The organism is Pseudomonas putida, assembly GCF_001976065.1.
GTDB classification, from domain to species: Bacteria; Pseudomonadota; Gammaproteobacteria; order Pseudomonadales; family Pseudomonadaceae; genus Aquipseudomonas; species Aquipseudomonas serbica.
This window is the reverse complement of record NZ_MNAH01000001.1, coordinates 816,964-834,890: the sequence shown is the minus strand read 5'-3', so window position 1 is coordinate 834,890 and position 17,927 is coordinate 816,964. Positions and strand designations below refer to the sequence as shown.

Below are 17,927 nucleotides of genomic sequence, written 5' to 3'. Positions count from 1 at the left end.
CCAGAGTGACTGGGATTCAAATCAGGGTTAATCGGGCATCTGCCGCGGCCGGGACTGAAGGTCGACCGGCGCCTGCGAACGCCCGAGCCAGGCATGCTAGCACAGATGAACGGTCGTGGCGGTGAAGAGGTTTTCTGGCGGGGCAAATCCGCTGTTTTATGCCAGAGTGCTGAACTTGAACCGCGCTTTACCCCTCAGATAACAAGACATTGACCCACAAGGAGCATCCCAGCATGCGTCTGAATCGTTTGTTCGCCGTCATCGCCCCCGTCGTTCTAATGCTGCCCCTGGCAGCCCATGCAGAATGGCCCAAGGGCGAACGGGAGAAATACATGGCGCAGTGCGTGCCTGCGGCCGCGGAGAAGATCGGCACGCCAGCGGCGAAATCCCACTGCGCCTGTGGCGCCGATGCGATCAAGTCGTACCCGGCCAGCGATATCCAGGCCTTGATGAACAACACTGCCAGTGATGAATTGAAGAAAGCGGCCCTGGGCAAGATTGCAGCCTGCAAGGCCACCAGCAAAGAGGCTAAATGACCCCTCACCCGTGCTTTCAGGCCATGATTTGCCGGTAAAAAGCCGCTCAATCTGGCCCTTTCGTACATTTTATTCAGGTTTTACAGCTTTTTTTATAGCGTTTACTTTGCGCTGAAAGCCTTTAAATACGGGGCTTTCAGCCACATCAGCCAACAAAGAATGTGCGACTGTAGGGCAAACAACCGCTGTGGGGGGCTCCCAAAGCGAACATTTCGACTATGATACTCGGGTGTGCCCAGTTGGCCTGAGCAGCACAGTACTACTGAAAATATATGTTTCTTGGAGATACACCATGTCTAATCGCCAAACCGGCACCGTTAAATGGTTCAACGATGAAAAAGGCTTCGGCTTCATCACTCCTCAAGGTGGCGGTGACGACCTGTTCGTACACTTCAAAGCTATCGAAAGCGACGGTTTCAAAAGCCTGAAAGAAGGCCAGACTGTTTCCTTCGTGGCTGAGAAAGGCCAAAAGGGTATGCAAGCTGCTCAAGTTCGCCCAGAGTAATTTCCAGGCGCACTAAAAAAACCCCGTCCATGTGACGGGGTTTTTTATGGGCGATTCAAAAGCCTGACGATCAGCCGCAGTTGACGCGGGTGACCACCCGATTGGCATCGGTGTTGAGGTTCAGGCGATCGGAGCGGTACTCCAGCGTGACCATGTCGTTAGGCTGCAGGAACCGTGCGTTCTGTGCGCCTGCACGGGTGCGCGCCTGCTCCAGCAGTTGCGGCGATGCCTGTTTGCCGATGGCGAATTCGGCCGCCTTGGCCTCGCAACGACTATGACCTGACTCCGTGGTAGTGGCTGGGTCAGTCGGCTCGGTGGTGGCCGTGCTGCAACCAGCCAGCATGGCAGCAGCCAGCACAGTACCCAATGACGCGAGCTTCCAAGGCATGACGCCTCCTTATTTATTTCGATGATTTAGCTGAATTCTTGCGACCGCCAATCTGGCGTTTGGTTTCACGGGGAGCCCGGCACCCTGCCCTTCACAACGGACAAACGGCAAGTTTGCCTGAGCTGCGCCCTGCCCTTCATCTTTCAATCGTGACTGGATATGAACAGCCTTCAGTACACGTCGATGTAGTCAAACGCCGGTTTTGGCCAGTTCTGCTTCAACGCGTTGTAGATCTGCATGACCCAGACTTCGTCACTCGCCGCCACCCGCCCGACATAACCGGAGCCTTTGGCCCAGGTTTCCAGGCGAAACAGCAGGCCGTCGATATCGCTGCCACCCACGACCCCCGATGAAATATAGGCGATACCGCCCTTGGTCACCCGCAGTTGGGTGTGTTCATCGTCGCTGGCGGCTGCCAACATTTGCCGTACCGCTTCAAGGGTCAAGCCGTCAGGCGTGTTCAAATCGATCTGCACAGCGCAGTCCTTGTAATGCCGTTTAAGACCAAGTGTCGCATAGCCCTGCGCCCATGCCTAAGTCGCAGTGCCAAAAGCGCCATAAAATGATTAACTCGACACTCACAATTACCCTGACTCCCGAGCCCAACCATGCACACCGTCAGTATCGAAGCCGACATCAGGATCAAGTGGCCAGAGGGCCACATCTCTTACAGCCCTGGCAGCCCGGAAGAGCTGGCCATCATCGGCATAGACCTGTTGGTCAAGGACTTGGGCACCGAAGCGGCACGGACCTTCATCGACCAGATCTTCGAAAAACACTCGAACAACCACGGCGCCGGGCATTCGCAGCGCGAGTAACCCCCAAGGCTCAAGACTTATTTCAGACGCGCCAGGCGCTCGGTCAATAGATCGAAGAAGCCCTGGGCGTCTGCGCTTTCCACCCAGAAAGCGTTTTTCGGCGCCTGGAGGCTGTCATACCAGTCGACGATGGTCTGGCCGAACGTTGGGCCTTCGCGGCTGTCGACCACCAGGTTGACCGAGCGGCCACTGAACAAATCCGGCTTGAGCAAATAGGCGATGACCGTGGCGTCATGCACCGGGCCACCAGGGATGCCATACCGCGCCATATCGCCGCCGATGCACTCCTTCAGGATATCGCCCACCAGCTTGCCGGCCTTGTTGTTCAACGCCGCAATGCGCTCCAGGCGCGCATCACTGGTGAGGATCTTGTGGGTCACGTCCAGCGGCAGGTAGACCAGCTTCACGCCACTCTTGAGCACCACCTCGGCAGCGTGCGGATCGGCGAACAGGTTGAATTCCGCCACCGGCGTAATGTTGCCGCCGTTGAAGTGCGCACCGCCCATGATCACCACTTCCTTGATACCCCGAACGATGGCCGGCTCGCGCATCAGCGCCAGGGCCAGGTTGGTCTGCGGGCCCAGCATGGCGATGGTCATGCTGTGGGGCCTGGCGGCCAACAAGGTGTCGATCAGGAAATCGATGGCACTGCCCTCGGCCAGGCCTTGCTTGGGCTCATACACCGCGACGCCCGGCAAACCTTCCTCGCCATGGACGTGCTCGGCATAGATCGGCGTGCGCATCAGCGGCTTCGGCGCTCCGGCGTACACCGGCACCTCTTCGCACCCGGCCCACTCAAGGGCAAGCCGTGCATTGCGCGAGGTTTTGTCCAGGCGCACGTTGCCGGCGACGGTGGTCAATGCACGGACGCTCAATGCTTGCGGCGATGCCAGGGCAAACAGCAAGGCAATCACGTCGTCGGCACCGGGATCGGTGTCGATGATCAGGTCGATTGGTTGTGGCGACTGGGCGCCGGTGGTGTTGATCAAAACGTCACTCCGGCAACCAGTATGATATTGCAGTAAGGCTGGCACTCGCCGGTGCGCACGATCGCCCGCGCCTGTCGACTGAGGACCTTGAACTGCTCATGACTGAGCAGTTCGCGCCGCCCCAGCGCACCTTCGGCATCCAGCGCGTTCAGGGCCGCCAGTGCCGGTGGTTGCCTGACGAGGATCTCCTGTGCCAGCACATGGCTTTCGACCTGCATCTCACTGAGCACGACTTTCAAGGTGCTGACGAAATCCGGTATGCCCTGGGTCAGGGCCAGATCGATCAGTTCGACACCGGGCGGCACCGGCAGTCCCGCATCGCCGATCACCACCGTGTCGCCATGCCCCAGGGAGGCAATCAGCCGCGACAGCGCGACATTGAGCAAAGGGGTCTTTTTCATGGTGCTTCAAACGCCTGCACATCAGCCAAGGTGGGAATCGAGGGTTGCGCGCCAGCCCGGGTGACCGACAACGCGGCGGCGAGCTGCCCGAAACGGATCGCCTGGGCTTCGCTCTGGCCGGCTACGAGCGCTGCGGCGAAGCCGCCAACAAAGGTATCGCCCGCCGCTGTGGTGTCGAGCGCCTTCACGCTCGGCGCCGGAAAATGTTCGAAACCTTTGCCATCGGCAAACAACGAGCCCTGGGCGCCAAGGGTGATGATGACCTTGCCGGCGCCCATCTCGATCAGGCGAGTGGCCGCGATCTGCGCCGATGGCAAAGAGTCCACTGGTAAACCGCTGAGCGCCGCCGCTTCGCTTTCGTTGGGGATCAGGTAGTCGATGGACGCATACCAATCCGCCGGCAACGGTTGACTGGCCGGCGCAGGGTTGAGGATCACGATCTTGCCCAGCTCACGGGCACGCTTGAGCGCATGGCCGACCGTGGCATCGGGCATCTCCAGCTGACAGATGATCACGTCCGCCTCCTGCAGCACCGCGTCAAAACAGCCGAGCACCGCTGGCGTCAGTGCGCCGTTGGCCCCGGCGACAATCACGATGGCGTTCTGGCTGTTGTCGTCGACCACGATCAACGCCACGCCACTGGTACCGTCCACGACACTGACAGCCCGGCAATCGATGCCTTCGTCCAGCAACGCCTGGCGTAACACCTGGCCATAGGCATCGCTGCCCACGCAGCCGACCATCGACACCTGAGCACCGAGGCGCGCAGCCGCCACCGCCTGGTTCGCCCCCTTGCCGCCACACACCGTCGAAAACGACTGGCCGATCAGTGTTTCTCCACCACGGGGCAAGCGTGGCGCCCGGGTCACCAGGTCCATGTTCAAGCTGCCGACTACCACTACTTTTGCTGACATTGCGTTGCTACTCATCAAGACGGTTTCAGCGCTGCTTTGGATTCAGCGGTGCCTTTGGTTTAACGGTGCTTTTGGTTTAGCGGAATTGGGCAAACACCCCGACCAATGGCGCGGTCGATTCGCGCATGACGATGCTGGGGGTGACGATCCGTTGTTCGGTCGCCAGTGAGGGCGTGGCGATCCGGCGCAGCAACACCCCGGCCGCCATTTCGCCCAACTGCAGGATCGATTGCCCCACGGTGGTCAATGCCGGATAGACATAACGACTGATCTGGATGTCGTCGAAGCCGATCACCGAAAGGTCCGTGGGCACGCGGATATTGCGTTCGGCGGCGGCACGCAGTACGCCGATGCCGATCATGTCGTTGGCGGCGAAAATCGCGCTGGGCGGATTCTGCTCCAGCAGCGTCGCGGCGGCGCTGTAACCGCCGGTGCTGGTGAAATCGCTTTCGAGCATGCGCTCGGGTGCAACACTGATGCCGGCCTCTGCAAGGGCCCGGCAAAACCCGGCCAGGCGCATCTGCGCCACGCTGGTGATGGCCGGGCCGCTGATGGTGGCGATATCCCGATGGCCCAACTCCAGCAAATGCCTTGTCGCCAGGTAGGCGCCGTACTCGTGGTCGATGCGCACCAGGTCCGCATCGACGCCGTCAAGCCCGCGGTCGACGATCACCATCGGCGTGCGCACGTTCGCCAGGCCCTGGGCCAGCCCGATATCGCCACCGGCCGAGGCGACGATCAGCCCGTCGATGCGTTTCTCCAGCAATACCCGCAGGTAGCTGCGCTGCTTGTCCGGGTTGTCATCCGAATTGCACAGGATCACGCAGTAACCATTGCGCTCACAGTAATCCTCGATACCCCGCGCCAACTCGGCGAAGTACGGGTTGAGGCTGTTGGGCACCAGCAGGCCGATGGTTGCCGTGGTCTTGGCCTTGAGAGACCGGGCCACGGCACTCGGCACGTAGTCGAGGGTCTTGATCGCCGCCTCGACCTTGACCCGTACTTCTTCACTGACCGGACGGGTCTTGTTCACCACGTGGGAAACCGTGGTGTAGGAAATACCCGCCAGTGCTGCTACATCCTTGATCGTTGCCATGACTCAGGTCCGCCGGCTTGCGCGCTGACTGCGATAAGTATCCAGCACCACCGCCACCACGATCACAGCGCCAGTGATGATGCGTTTGGTCGGCTCGGTGGCGCCGATCTGCGCCAGACCGGCCGCCAATACGGAAATGATCAGGACGCCGAAGAAGGTGCTGATGACCGAACCGCGCCCACCCATCAGACTCGTGCCGCCGATCACCACGGCAGCGATCACTTGCAGCTCCAGTCCGGAGCCGGCATTGGGGTCCGCCGCTTCCAGGCGCGAAATCTGGAACAACGCGGCGATACCGGCCAGCAGCCCCATCAGGCTGAACACCAGGATCTTGTAGGGTTTCGGATTGATCCCCGCCAGGCGCACCGCTTCCTCGTTGGTGCCGATGCCGATCAGGTAACGGCCGAACACGGTACGGGTCAACACGGCCTGGGCGATGAAAATGATCAGCAAGGCAATGATGAACGACGGCGAAATGCCGAAGGCGATCGGGTTGGACAGCCAGGCAAAGGCATCACCGATGTAGGCCGTGCGCGAGCCGGTCATCTGGTAGGCCAGGCCACGAGCCATTTCCAGCACCCCCAGGGACACGATGAACGACGGAATCCGCCAGGCCACGGTGATCGAACCGGTGACGGTCCCCGCCAGCGCGGCAGCCGCCATGCCGAGCAATGCCGCGGGCAGTACGCTCCAGCCCCAGCCGAGAATCGCCACGCTGACCGTCGACGCGGCGAGCGCCAGCACCGAACCCACTGACAGATCGATGCCGCCGATGATCAGCACGAAGGTCATGCCGACCGCCAGGACCATCAAGTCCGGAATCTGGTTGGCCAAGGTGCTGAAGGTGTTATAGGAAAGGAAATGGCTGCTCAGGGTCGAGAACAGCACGATCATGGCCAGCAAGGCACCGGCCAGCCCCAGGTAAGTGCCCAGCCCGTAGAAATTGCCGCTGCGTTGGCCGGCCGAAGTTGCGGTTTTCATTGAAGATCCCTAGGCGCCGCTTCGTTAAGCAGCGCATCACGTTTCTGGTAGCCGGCGAACGCGGCGGCAAGCAAATCATCCTGGGTCCAGCTGTCGCGCTCGAAGGTGTCGATCAGACGCCCCGCCGAGAGCACGCCGATGCGGTCGCAGATCAACATCAATTCGCGCAGGTCGCTGGACACCACCACCAACGCCTTGCCCTGGCGCGTCAGTTCGCCGAGCAGCGCGTAGATGTCGAACTTGGCGCCGACATCGATGCCCCGGGTCGGCTCGTCGAACAGCAGCACCGAGCAATCACGCTCCAGCCAGCGACCGATCACCACTTTCTGCTGGTTGCCACCGGACAGCTCGGACACCAACTGCGCCGGCCCGGAACTGCGGATGCGCATGGCGTCGATCTGACGCTGGGCCAGCGCCGCCTCATCGCCTGTGTTGACCAGGCCGCCGCTGGAAATACCGGGCATGTTGCCCAGCGCAATGTTCGCGCTGATCGATTGCGTGAGCAGCAGGCCCTCGCCCTTGCGGTCCTCGGTGATCAGGGCGATGCCATACCCGACTGCGTCCACCGGAGAGCGGATATTCACCACCTGCGCCGGTGAACCCAGGGCCACCGTGCCGCTGTCCGCGGTGTCCGCGCCGTAGATCAACCGCAGCAACTCGGTGCGCCCTGCCCCGATCAATCCAGAAATGCCGAAGATCTCCCCGGCCCGCACTTCGAAGGACACATCCCGCACCTTGTCGGCGCGGGTCAGCCCCTTGACCGTCAATGCCGCAGCGCCAATGTCGCGCGGCCCCATGTCGAGGTGCTCGCCCAGCTCGCGCCCGACCATCAGCGTGACCAGTTGCTCACTGTTGTAGTTGGCCATCGGCTCGACGCACACCAGATTGCCGTCACGCAGGACCGCAATGCGCTGGGCCACCCGAGCCAGTTCTTCGAGGCGGTGGGAGATGTAGATGATCGACACGCCACGGGCCTGCAGCCGCGTGATCTGCTCGAACAGCATTTCGACTTCACGGTTGGTCAGCATCGCGGTCGGCTCATCGAGGATCAGCACATGGCAATCACCGATGAGGTTGCGTGCGATCTCGACCATCTGCTGATGACCGATGCCCAGTTCGCCCACCAGCATGTCCGGGTCGATCGCGTCGAGCCCGACCTGAGCCATGGCCTCGATCGCAGCCCGGCGCAGTTGTTTGCGGTTGATCCAGCCAGCGGTGCTGGGCAGCTTGTGCAGGAACAGGTTTTCCGCCACCGACAGGGTCGGCAACAGGTTGAGCTCCTGCATGACCATGCGGATGCCCAGGTCTTCGGCCTGGGTGCGGCTTCCCGGTCGGTAATCCTGCCCCTGAAACTGCATCTGCCCGGTGGTCGGCGTGACCAGTCCGCCGATGATCTTCGACAGGGTGCTTTTGCCCGCGCCGTTCTCGCCGGTCAGTGCCAGCACCTCGCCGCGCATGAGCGTGAGGTCGATGCCGGCCAGGACCGGCTGGGCGTAAGTCTTGCCAATGCCGCTGACCGACAGGACAGCGTGCGTCGCGCTAACAGACATAAAACTCTCCATGCGCTCGCCGGGAAGGGCGAGCGTCATTGTGTCGCCGCAAAATTACTGTGTAACCAGCTCTACCGGAGTTTCGATCACGCCGTTGGTGCCGCTGTCGACTGTCTCGCCCTTGATGATCTTCAACGCGGTCTCGATGCCGAATACCGCCTGCTTGGCGGCAAACTGATCGGCGGTGGCCAGGACACGGCCATCCTTGAGCATCGGCTTGATGGCATTGATGTTGTCGTAACCGACCACCTGGACCTGGCCGGCCTTGCCCGCGGCACGCACGGCCGACACCACGCCTACGGCCATGCTGTCGTTGCCGGCCAGCAAGGCCTTGATGTTCGGGTACTCGCTGAGCATCGAGGAGGCAACCTGGTTGCCCTTGTTGATTTCCCAGTCGCCCGATTGCACGGACACGACCTTGATCTGCGCCGCCTCCATCGCATCCTTGAAACCTGCGGTGCGGGCCTGGGCATTGGTGGTGGTGGACACCCCTTCGATGATGCCGACCTCATCTCCGGCCTTGAGTTTCTTGGCCAGATATTCACCCACCAGCCGCGCGCCCTTGCGGTTGTCGGGCCCCACGAACGGCACGCTGATGTTCTTGCTCTTGACCACGGCCGGGTCCAGCTGATTGTCGATGTTGATCACGGTGATGCCGGCGTCGACGGCTTTCTTGATCACCGGCACCATGGCCTTGGAATCAGCCGGCGCAATCACCAGCGCATCGACTTTGGAAACGATCATCTGCTCGACGATGCGGATCTGGTTGGCAGTGTCCGTTTCGTCCTTGATGCCGTTGGAGATGAGCTCGAACTCGGCAGAGTGTTCTTTCTGGTAGGCCTTGGCACCGTCTTCCATGGTCAGGAAGAATTCGTTGGCCAGGGACTTCATTACCAGCGCGACTTTAGGTTTTTCGGGCGTCTGGGCGAACGCCGAAGAAACAGGCAGCGCGGCGGTTGCGCCAGCCAGTAGTGCGACAGCAAGAAGACGTCCAGCGAATGGCAGCTTCATGAATTCACTCCGATCTTATGATTATTGTGAGCAACGTCGAGGCGGCATCTAGAGGTGTCGCAAACGTTTGCGAATCTGGACTATGCGAATACAGCCCGAATTTGTCAACGACCGTAGTACCTCGAGACATCGACCTGCCACCCGCTTTCTTTAACGCCGATGTTTAACTTGCGCTCGTAATACTTTCGGAAAGCCGAATGAACAATGACTGAATAGTCGGAAAGCCGGACAAAAAAGCTGGGGAACCATTCAACCTGTCGTTTAAATAGCTAAACAAATCAGGGTGTTAAACGATTTTTTATGATTCCAGTTGTAACTGGTACGCGTCGTGCTTTTATCCAGCACCCCAACGGTTCAGATCCGTTTGGGGCGCATCTAGATGAACCTGCATCGGCACCGTCACCCCTAGAGAGAAAAATAATGACATCTGCTTTGAAAAACCTTCTTCCGGGCACCTTGGCCCTCCTGCTGCTCCTGCCTGCCGCCCTCCAGGCAAAAGAAGCCGAAACCCAACAGAAGCTGGCGAACGTCGTGGTCCTGGCCACCGGCGGCACCATCGCCGGTGCTGGCGCCAGCGCCGCCAACAGCGCCACCTATCAGGCGGCGAAAGTCGGCATTGAACAATTGATCGCTGCGGTTCCGCAGCTCAGCGAGCTGGCCAATGTTCGCGGCGAACAAGTCATGCAGATCGCCTCCGAAAGCATCACCAACGACAACCTGCTGCAACTGGGCCGTCGCGTCGCCGAACTGGCGGACAGCAAGGACGTTGATGGCATCGTGATCACCCACGGCACTGACACTTTGGAAGAAACCGCTTATTTCCTCAATCTGGTGGAGAAAACCGACAAGCCGATCATTGTCGTGGGCTCCATGCGCCCGGGCACCGCAATGTCCGCCGACGGCATGTTGAACCTGTACAACGCCGTCGCCGTGGCCAGCAGCAAGGATGCGCGCGGCAAAGGCGTGCTGGTGACCATGAACGATGAAATCCAGTCGGGTCGCGATGTCAGCAAGATGATCAACATCAAGACCGAGGCGTTCAAAAGCGCCTGGGGCCCGCTCGGGATGGTGGTCGAAGGAAAATCCTACTGGTTCCGCCTGCCGGCCAAGCGCCACACCATGGACTCGGAATTCGACATCAAGACCATCCAGAGCCTGCCTGACGTCGAAATCGCCTACTCCTACGGTAACGTTAGCGACACCGCCTACAAGGCACTGGCGCAGTCGGGTGCCAAAGCCATCATCCATGCCGGTACCGGCAATGGCTCGGTCTCTTCCCGGGTCGTTCCTTCGTTGCAGGCCCTGCGCAAGGACGGGGTGCAGATCATCCGCTCTTCCCACGTCAATGCCGGTGGTTTTGTCCTGCGTAACGCCGAACAGCCTGACGACAAATACGATTGGGTGGTGGCGCATGACCTGAACCCGCAGAAAGCCCGCATCCTGGCGATGGTCGCTCTGACCAAGACCAATGACAGCAAAGAGCTGCAACGGATGTTCTGGGAATATTGATTCGCCCCTCGCCCGACCGACTCCGGTCGGGCACCGCACGGGCCACTCGCCATCCGGTGACTGGCTCGCCGCACTTGCCTGACAAAAATACTCTCGACCCCCTACACCAATCGGTAAAACCACTGTCAGAGGATTCTCTTGAATTTTAAGCAGTTGCGAAAATGCCTACAGTTAAATACTGTATGCACGTACAGCTTAATAAGGATAATCCTGTGGACACTACCTCTTCCTCACCAGACACCTATGTACGCATGGGCCTGCGCGTTCAGAAAATCATCAACGGTCCTACCGCTCAAAAAGCGAGGGCCGCTTTGATCTTCCGCCTTCCAGACGAGCCCGTGGACGAATGGGAACGCCTGCTCGAAGAAATTGACGAGAACGACAACGTCACCCTCGCCTATCGCGACGACGGTGGTGTGCAGATTTTCTGGGTAGTGCCGAAGGAAGATTGAGTCAATGAGTGCCCGTTGTTTTGCTTTGCTGTTCCTGTTATTCGCCACCGCTGCCCAGGCTGATGCGCCACGCACTTTCAGCGAAGCCAAGAAAGTCGCCTGGAAGCTGTACGCGCCGCAATCCACCGAGTTTTATTGCGGTTGCAAATACACCGGTAACAAGGTGAACCTCGCCGCGTGCGGTTATGTGCCGCGCAAAAACGCCAAGCGCGCCGCGCGCATCGAGTGGGAGCACATTGTCCCGGCGTGGCAGATCGGCCATCAGCGTCAGTGCTGGCAGGAGGGTGGGCGAAAAAACTGTACGCGATACGACCCGACCTACCAGAAGGCCGAGGCCGACTTGCACAACCTGGTGCCCAGCATCGGAGAGGTCAATGGGGACCGCAGCAATTTCAGCTTCGGCTGGCTGCCGGAGCAATCGAGTCAATACGGCTCGTGCCTGACCCAGATCGACTTCAAGGCGAAAAAAGTCATGCCCCGCCCTTCCATCCGCGGCATGATCGCCCGAACCTACTTCTACATGAGCAAGCAATATGGCTTGCGACTGTCGAAACAAGACCAGCAGCTGTACCAGGCCTGGGACAAGACCTACCCGGTACAAGCCTGGGAGCGCCAACGCAACCAGAGCGTGGCGTGCGTCATGGGGCGCGGCAACGAGTTTGTCGGCCCGGTCGACATGAAAGCTTGCGGTTAAACGCCAACTGAACAAACAAAGGCCCGGGGCTGAACACCCCGGGCCTTTGATTTTCAGCCACCCGCTTGAGTCTTTACTGAGCCAACGGGCGCTCCAGCACCAGTACTTCAATGTTCTGCTTCTTGGCCTTGATCAGCGCGGCGTTTACCTGCGCCTGCTTGGCCTCGGCTTCTTCCTTGGTGCTGTAAGGCCCCATGAGGATCCGGGTCTTGCCATTTTCCCTGATCACATTGGACATGAAGCTGTGCTCGATCAGCCAGCCGCTCAGATCGCTGACGGCCTGGGGTGTTTCACCCCGCACTTCGAGATCCCACTGTGGGCCCGATACCTGTGCCGACGTTGCCGCCGCTGCAGGCTGCGGCTTTTGCGTTTCCTCGCGCCTGCCCTCACCGCATCCCGCCAGCGCCAATACCGCGATAACCAAGACCATTTTGCGCACAGCGTTTCCCTCTGAATGCTTAAAGCGGGGGATCTTAGCATTCATGAATACTTCGCGAGTGCCGCAAAATGGGCTCAAAACAACGAGAATCATGCTGGCGGCCTCTGTATAGTTACGCCTTGGGAATTAATGCTGCATCTGCGCGTCAGAAAGAGGCACCCAAACCGTGAGACTTCGCACTAATCTATACATAACACCGACCTCTGCACTGTCCGAATCAGGTGCCCCACAAAGCAATCAAGGAGAAGACCATGCTGATACTCACCCGCAAAGTCGGTGAAAGCATAAACATTGGTGATGACATTACGATCACCATTCTGGGCGTAAGCGGCCAGCAAGTCCGGATTGGCATCAACGCCCCCAAAGACGTCGCAGTGCATCGCGAAGAGATTTACCAGCGCATTCAGGCCGGCCTGACCGCCCCGGAAAAGCCACAGACCTGAATCCTGCCGTAGTCAGTAGCCAGCCCGTTCGCCCCGCAACGACGGCTGGCTAAAGATTCAAGGGCAACATCGCCTGCGCTTTCCCCGCCCCCCCCTTCGATCAGCCGAATACGATACCGCGCGCCATGCCAGTGGCCGCCACCATCATCAACAACACCAGCAATGCCTCGATATGACTGATTCGCGCAAACAGCGTGGCACGCCAGGTATCGATAGCCGCACCACGCGACCGTGCAACCCGCCATTTTATCAACGTCACCATCGGCGCAATTTCCAGTAGCAGGATGAGCACGAACAACGTCATCTTCAGATGGAACAATGGCTGGTGCAGGTAGTAATCCGTGCCTTTTTCAAAACCGCCAAAGGCCCGCATGCCGCCGGTAACCAGCAGGACAACGGCTGAAATCCCCCATATGTTGTCTGCCACCAATACACTGCGAGCCTCTCCCGTGCCGATCGCCAGGCGCCGAAAGGCCGTGCCACGCGTCAGGACAGCCCAGAATCCAAGGGCAAACGCCAAAAGATGAACCGCTGCAAGCAACCAGTGAGTCAGCATCGGGAAACTCCTGTAGGGACGAAGTCAAATCAGCCTGTCAGTAGTAGCCCATGAACCCAGGGTTTGCACCTGCCAGGCGATCGGTTTCTCCCCGCGGCACGCTCGGCTGCCCAGCTCTGGAGGCCGCGTAAAATATAATGTGACAGACCCACTAGACTCCAACCCCCCAGTGCCGAGGCCCCTCGTGGCACTATCCCGATAGCAGTCATTCCCACCGATTTGACCTGAGTACACAACATCATGTGTGAATCTTGTGATTCAACCTCCGCCCCAACAATCAATGAGCGGCGTCGTTTTCTGCGCCTGGCCGGTCTAGGCGCAGGTGCCCTGCTATTGGGCAGCACCCTGCCGAGCCGAATCATCGAGGCAGCCGAGAAAACCGCCGCGCCGCCAAAACCGAAAAACGTCATCAGCCCGGACGAGGCACTGAAACGACTGATGGAGGGTAACCAACGTTATGTCAGCGGCAATTCGCAAACCCACGACTTCAAGGATGAACGAGAGGCGCTGGTTTCCGGCCAGAACCCGTTTGTGGCAGTGCTGAGCTGCTCTGACTCGCGCATCGCCCCGGAATACGCGTTCGATACCGCCCGGGGCGACCTTTTCGCCGTACGCCTGGCCGGCAACTTCGTCACGGACGAAGGCCTGGCAAGCCTTGAATACGGCGTTGCCGTGCTCGGCGCCCCGCTCATCCTGGTATTGGGCCATGAGCGCTGTGGCGCCATCGAGGCCGGCGTGAAAGCCGTCAAGGATCACAGGGTATTCCCCGGGAAGATCCCGAAACTGACCGATGCCCTCAAATCCACTGTCGAACAGGTCAGCAGTCAGCCGGGCGACCTGGTCGAAAACGCGACCGTGCAAAACATCAAGAACTCGATCGAACGCCTCAAGCAAGCCACGCCCTTGTTGACTGACGCGCTCGACAAGGGTCAGTTGAAAATAGTGGGTGGCATTTATCGCCTGGCCACCGGCAAGGTTGAGCTGGTTGCCTGAGTCGCCGATGTGAAGAGCCCAGCGCGAAGGCTGGGCTCTGGTTATTTCCGGCTGTCCATCATCTTGTCCGCGAGCGCCTTGGCCCGTTCGATCAACAGGTTCTGCCGGTCTTCATGGGTGGCCCCGCCGACGACGGGGGCCGTCAGATTGCTTTCGGCAATCAACGCGGCGCAAAAATATTGATCCCACACAGCCTTGTGCTCGGATGCCTGCCGGTTCACTTGATCGGAGGTCATAAAAGGACTCCTTCAGATGAGGTAACACTGCTTATCTTACGCCTGAGGCCCCTGTCGGGCCCGTAGCGTTACAGGATCCAGCGCAGCAGCACATGACTGGCAATCCAGGGAGACGCCTCGACCACCGTCCATTGAAGCAAAAGGCAAATGGACAGGTAAGCCGCAAAGAACTTGATCATTGTCCGCCTCCTCATCAATTCACTCCTGCCGCAATGCACTTGAAACGCCCGGTTGCCTGTCCTGATTTGATGCGGTTGGCTACTTACAGTTCAACGCGGGATGTATTGATTTTCATTCGAGCTGCGATATCAAGAAATGTTATCTAAAAGGCCTGCCACATCGACGCCTGGAATTGGCCCGCTAAATAGGTCAGGAATGCGGTGGGGTTGAAACACACCTACTGATGACGGGCCGTCGGAACCAGATCAACTCGCGCCTGCGCATGGCCGCGCTCAGGTCGGGCATGACTCGGGACAGTTCCGCTATGTGCGCTAACTCGGCGAAGACCAGTACCTGAGCAAGTACGATATTGGCCGCCTGGCCAACTCGTGAACGGGCTAAAGAGCAGGTCTACCAACAGGCAATCATCGCGCTTCTGCGCACGGCTTGCGCGGAGCAGCGGATAACCTTGCCCGTCGCTTCGCAGCCAGTGAAGCCAGCGGTGCTTCCTGCACTGCCACTGCAAGCACAGCAGCTGCCCGCGCCGCAATGGTGCTTGCCGACGTGCTCAAGAGCGCTGACCAGCGAGCGGGTGATCTGGCTGCAGCTGTTGAAGAAGCCAAAGCCAGGGGGATTAACCTGTGAGAAGGCGTATGAATCAATAGGGGTACACTGAGTCCGGCAAGGTAGGAGGAGATTAGGAGTAGGCCTTAATAGCTTAAGCACGATAATATGCCCCTGCTACCAACGATCTTTGAATTTTTAAGTTGAGGAATCAAGTGGAAATAATAAGCATAAGTGCTGCTGTCGTTTCTCTTCTTGTTGCACTGTTGGTGGCGCGATTATTATCAAATAGCTTGGTGACGCCTTCTGATCACGGCCGCTTTTTAACGATAGATGGTTTGCGTGGTTATCTTGCATTTTTTGTTTTTATGACTCACTCGTGCATTTGGTACTACTATCTGCACACAGGTGCCTGGACTATCCCGCCTTTACAATTGTTCGTCCACTTTGGACAGGGTGGTGTTGCGCTTTTTTTCATGATCACCGGGTTTCTATTTTTTTCAAAGTTACTGGACGGTAGAGATCGAAAGATCGACTGGTTAAGGCTATACGTATCCCGACTTCTCAGATTGACGCCGCTTTATTTTTTTTCAGTGGGATTAATCTTCTTGATAGTATGGGTAATGACAAGGGGTCGCCCGATAGAGCCGCCATCAAAAGTATTTTTAGATGTTATGACATGGTTGGGTTTTGCGATTTTCGGAGAGCCGGCACTGAATGGCCTAGAGGTAACCCATCTGATAAATGCGGGCGTTACTTGGTCATTGGCCTATGAGTGGTTCTTCTATATGGCGCTACCCCTCATCGCCTTGGTAGTAGGACTAAGGCCGCCAATTTCATACCTGGTCGTAAGCACTTTATTGCTTGTGGCGATAGCCATGTACTACCCAAACGATAGTTATTATTGGCTTTTTGGTAGCGGCATGTTGGCAGCGCTTCTAGCTCGATTTGAGCAATTTAGAAAATTTGCGACTTCCAAGTGGGCAACGTTTTTGGTGGTGGCATTGGTCGTTTATACCGTTATTCATTACTCGGCTCTTTACAGCAGTACAAAGGCTAAAGTTTTTATGACGATCGCCTTTTGCCTTGTCGCAGGCGGCAATAGCATTTTTGGAGTTCTTAAATACAGAGTTTCTCGAGCACTGGGGGAGATGGCATATAGCATGTATCTGATGCACGGAATTTTGTTATTTGTTGCCTTTCATTTTTTGATTGGTTTGCCCGCTGCTAAAGAACTTTCTCCTGTTCAGTACTGGGCCGTAATCGTAATGTTGACGCCTGTATTAATAGTCGTTTGCGGCATGACGTTCAGGTTTATTGAAAAACCAGCAATGAGACGTGTAGGTCCATTAACTGAGTGGCTAAGAGTGAAAAAGTTAAATCTGCTTGCGGGTGAGAAAATCTAGCAGTCGTAATGGTGCATACCGCTTGTACACGCAAGAATGAGCAGGAATATTAGCGGCCCATTCTTGACTCGGTATCATGCGTAGAAATGAATCTACTGCTTCACGCTTAAAGCTAAGGCTGCATGTTCGCGCCTAATGGATTTTGAGCGCGCCCAAGCTTTCAGAATAGGTTCTTCCATATACCGCCAAGAAACCTCGGCCAAAGGTATGGCTACGATAATTCCAACGACGAGCATTTGTTTCGAATCGAACCCGTTGGAGTACATGAGTGCGGCAATTGGGTAGTGATACAGGTACAGTCCGTACGATATTTTTCCGAAGTACCGCATCGGGCTATTGTCGAAAATATTGTTATAGATCGAGTCGTAGTTGATGGTGAAAAACAAAATGGCGATCATCGTCATGACTGAAACCACCGTCTTTGGTGGCAGCATGGTATATGGCTGAGCCACATTAAAAACGAAGGCTACCATTACCAGAATGGCTGGACAAAAAATCAAAAGTCCGGCGAAACGGTTTTTGAAAAGTCCGACAATAAACTTGTTGTCTTTTATAAGCGGGATGAGAGAGCCCAGAAGAATTCCGTCAAACTGCAAAAACCTGTCTCCAGCCAAACGTAAAATCCATATTGTGACAATGCCCGCGCAGATTGATACTACCATCAGTGGTTTTGACTTAAGGCCGCACTTAGTAAGAGTAAGTAAAATGAGCGGCCATGCTAGGTAAAATTGCCACTCCACCGCAAGGGTCCACGTATGCTGAAGGAAAGGGATCGGGTGTAGGTCTTGGGCCATGTAGATATTGGCCATGAATATCATGCCCAGCATGGTCGTGATATCGGCTGTTTCATTAGCCGGATAGCTATATTTCCCAAAGCAGTAATAGATTGCTAAATACAGTGCGCATACAGCCAGAAACGCTGGGATCAATCGTACAACACGATTAAGGTAGAATTTTACAATATTTATGGTCCTCGTTCTTTCGATCTCATTGAATATCTGAGATGAGATTAGAAAACCGCTCATTGTGAAGAATATATCGACACCTATATCTCCACTTACCGGGATGCCAAGCGTGTGATAAACAAAAACTACTAAAACAGCAAACCCCCGCAACCCATCTATTGGTGTTATTCGGGATTTTTGGGTGGCATCACTCATTGTTTACAAGACCGTCTATTTTTTATGGAATATTATCAAAACCGCCTAGCGCAATTTCGGCGAGATGATGCCACCTTATAGATGCATTGAGAAGCAAAAGGGCGCGTTTGTGGTCAGACTTATGCAG

Annotated in this window: 23 protein-coding genes; 10 read left to right on the top strand and 13 right to left on the bottom strand. The window is 57.3% G+C overall.

The annotated features are described in order from the left end of the window. Positions 1-233: 233 nt before the first annotated feature. Positions 234-536: a hypothetical protein gene (locus BKX96_RS03870; protein WP_046815518.1), complete on the top strand. Its 303-nt coding sequence runs from the start codon at positions 234-236 to the stop codon at positions 534-536. Between the two features lie 292 nt (positions 537-828). Beyond that, positions 829-1,041 (top strand): cold-shock protein, encoded by a 213-nt coding sequence (locus tag BKX96_RS03865; protein WP_003179963.1) that lies wholly within the window; start codon positions 829-831, stop codon positions 1,039-1,041. A gap of 70 nt (positions 1,042-1,111) precedes the next feature. On the opposite strand, the gene BKX96_RS03860 is transcribed toward BKX96_RS03865, so the two are convergent. Together BKX96_RS03860 and BKX96_RS03855 are read right to left on the bottom strand one after the other, a co-directional pair. Next, the gene (locus BKX96_RS03860; RefSeq protein WP_046815519.1) at positions 1,112-1,429 is read right to left on the bottom strand and encodes an I78 family peptidase inhibitor; all 318 of its coding nucleotides are present in this window, start codon (positions 1,427-1,429) and stop codon (positions 1,112-1,114) included. Positions 1,430-1,599: 170 nt separating this feature from the next. Then, on the bottom strand, positions 1,600-1,905 hold the full coding sequence (locus BKX96_RS03855) for a hypothetical protein (RefSeq protein WP_046815520.1): 306 nt from the start codon (positions 1,903-1,905) through the stop codon (positions 1,600-1,602). A 132-nt stretch (positions 1,906-2,037) separates the two neighbouring features. Here BKX96_RS03855 and BKX96_RS03850 point away from each other — a divergent pair, with 132 nt between their 5' ends. Continuing rightward, positions 2,038-2,247: a hypothetical protein gene (locus BKX96_RS03850; RefSeq protein WP_077182739.1), complete on the top strand. Its 210-nt coding sequence runs from the start codon at positions 2,038-2,040 to the stop codon at positions 2,245-2,247. A 17-nt stretch (positions 2,248-2,264) separates the two neighbouring features. Here the strand turns inward: BKX96_RS03850 and BKX96_RS03845 are convergent, their stop codons facing one another. The 7 genes from BKX96_RS03845 to BKX96_RS03815 form a co-directional block, all read right to left on the bottom strand. Next, a complete protein-coding gene (locus BKX96_RS03845; RefSeq protein WP_077182738.1) occupies positions 2,265-3,281 on the bottom strand; it encodes a nucleoside hydrolase in 1,017 nt (338 codons plus the stop codon). After that, positions 3,233-3,637, bottom strand: a complete 405-nt coding sequence (rbsD, locus tag BKX96_RS03840; protein ID WP_077183128.1) for a D-ribose pyranase — start codon at positions 3,635-3,637, stop codon at positions 3,233-3,235. The genes BKX96_RS03845 and rbsD overlap by 49 nt, the downstream gene beginning before the upstream one ends. Beyond that, positions 3,634-4,551 (bottom strand): ribokinase, encoded by a 918-nt coding sequence (rbsK, locus tag BKX96_RS03835; RefSeq protein ID WP_077182737.1) that lies wholly within the window; start codon positions 4,549-4,551, stop codon positions 3,634-3,636. The genes rbsD and rbsK overlap by 4 nt, the downstream gene beginning before the upstream one ends. 76 nt (positions 4,552-4,627) lie before the next feature. Then, a complete protein-coding gene (locus tag BKX96_RS03830) occupies positions 4,628-5,647 on the bottom strand; it encodes a LacI family DNA-binding transcriptional regulator (RefSeq protein ID WP_077182736.1) in 1,020 nt (339 codons plus the stop codon). 3 nt (positions 5,648-5,650) lie between these two features. Beyond that, positions 5,651-6,628 (bottom strand): ABC transporter permease, encoded by a 978-nt coding sequence (locus BKX96_RS03825; RefSeq protein WP_077182735.1) that lies wholly within the window; start codon positions 6,626-6,628, stop codon positions 5,651-5,653. After that, entirely contained in the window at positions 6,625-8,178 is a 1,554-nt protein-coding gene (locus tag BKX96_RS03820; RefSeq protein ID WP_077182734.1) for a sugar ABC transporter ATP-binding protein, read from the bottom strand. The genes BKX96_RS03825 and BKX96_RS03820 overlap by 4 nt, the downstream gene beginning before the upstream one ends. 54 nt (positions 8,179-8,232) lie before the next feature. Continuing rightward, entirely contained in the window at positions 8,233-9,189 is a 957-nt protein-coding gene (locus tag BKX96_RS03815) for a sugar ABC transporter substrate-binding protein (RefSeq protein WP_046815527.1), read from the bottom strand. 420 nt (positions 9,190-9,609) lie between these two features. Here BKX96_RS03815 and BKX96_RS03810 point away from each other — a divergent pair, with 420 nt between their 5' ends. The 3 genes from BKX96_RS03810 to BKX96_RS03800 all read left to right on the top strand — a co-directional run bounded on the left by BKX96_RS03810 (position 9,610) and on the right by BKX96_RS03800 (position 11,844). Then, positions 9,610-10,698: an asparaginase gene (locus BKX96_RS03810; protein ID WP_077182733.1), complete on the top strand. Its 1,089-nt coding sequence runs from the start codon at positions 9,610-9,612 to the stop codon at positions 10,696-10,698. A 161-nt stretch (positions 10,699-10,859) separates the two neighbouring features. After that, positions 10,860-11,150 (top strand): DUF1654 domain-containing protein, encoded by a 291-nt coding sequence (locus BKX96_RS03805; RefSeq protein ID WP_046815529.1) that lies wholly within the window; start codon positions 10,860-10,862, stop codon positions 11,148-11,150. 4 nt (positions 11,151-11,154) lie between these two features. Continuing rightward, positions 11,155-11,844 (top strand): endonuclease, encoded by a 690-nt coding sequence (locus BKX96_RS03800; RefSeq protein WP_077182732.1) that lies wholly within the window; start codon positions 11,155-11,157, stop codon positions 11,842-11,844. Between the two features lie 73 nt (positions 11,845-11,917). On the opposite strand, the gene BKX96_RS03795 is transcribed toward BKX96_RS03800, so the two are convergent. Beyond that, a complete protein-coding gene (locus BKX96_RS03795) occupies positions 11,918-12,283 on the bottom strand; it encodes an SPOR domain-containing protein (protein WP_077182731.1) in 366 nt (121 codons plus the stop codon). A gap of 251 nt (positions 12,284-12,534) precedes the next feature. On the opposite strand from BKX96_RS03795, the gene csrA reads away from it, so the two are divergent. Next, positions 12,535-12,726 carry a carbon storage regulator CsrA gene (csrA, locus tag BKX96_RS03790; RefSeq protein WP_008057174.1) on the top strand — a complete coding sequence of 64 codons (192 nt, stop codon included), beginning with the start codon at positions 12,535-12,537 and terminating at the stop codon, positions 12,724-12,726. Positions 12,727-12,826: 100 nt separating this feature from the next. Here the strand turns inward: csrA and BKX96_RS03785 are convergent, their stop codons facing one another. Next, on the bottom strand, positions 12,827-13,282 hold the full coding sequence (locus BKX96_RS03785; RefSeq protein ID WP_046815532.1) for a DUF2214 family protein: 456 nt from the start codon (positions 13,280-13,282) through the stop codon (positions 12,827-12,829). A 240-nt stretch (positions 13,283-13,522) separates the two neighbouring features. Here BKX96_RS03785 and BKX96_RS03780 point away from each other — a divergent pair, with 240 nt between their 5' ends. After that, positions 13,523-14,275 carry a carbonic anhydrase gene (locus BKX96_RS03780; protein WP_077182730.1) on the top strand — a complete coding sequence of 251 codons (753 nt, stop codon included), beginning with the start codon at positions 13,523-13,525 and terminating at the stop codon, positions 14,273-14,275. A 41-nt stretch (positions 14,276-14,316) separates the two neighbouring features. On the opposite strand, the gene BKX96_RS03775 is transcribed toward BKX96_RS03780, so the two are convergent. Beyond that, a complete protein-coding gene (locus BKX96_RS03775; protein WP_077182729.1) occupies positions 14,317-14,511 on the bottom strand; it encodes a hypothetical protein in 195 nt (64 codons plus the stop codon). Between the two features lie 649 nt (positions 14,512-15,160). Here BKX96_RS03775 and BKX96_RS33695 point away from each other — a divergent pair. Both BKX96_RS33695 and BKX96_RS03765 read left to right on the top strand, forming a co-directional pair. Then, positions 15,161-15,346 (top strand): hypothetical protein, encoded by a 186-nt coding sequence (locus BKX96_RS33695; protein ID WP_508607229.1) that lies wholly within the window; start codon positions 15,161-15,163, stop codon positions 15,344-15,346. Between the two features lie 103 nt (positions 15,347-15,449). Next, positions 15,450-16,640 (top strand): acyltransferase family protein, encoded by a 1,191-nt coding sequence (locus BKX96_RS03765; RefSeq protein WP_077182728.1) that lies wholly within the window; start codon positions 15,450-15,452, stop codon positions 16,638-16,640. A 92-nt stretch (positions 16,641-16,732) separates the two neighbouring features. On the opposite strand, the gene BKX96_RS03760 is transcribed toward BKX96_RS03765, so the two are convergent. Then, entirely contained in the window at positions 16,733-17,800 is a 1,068-nt protein-coding gene (locus BKX96_RS03760; RefSeq protein WP_077182727.1) for an acyltransferase family protein, read from the bottom strand. Positions 17,801-17,927: the final 127 nt, after the last annotated feature.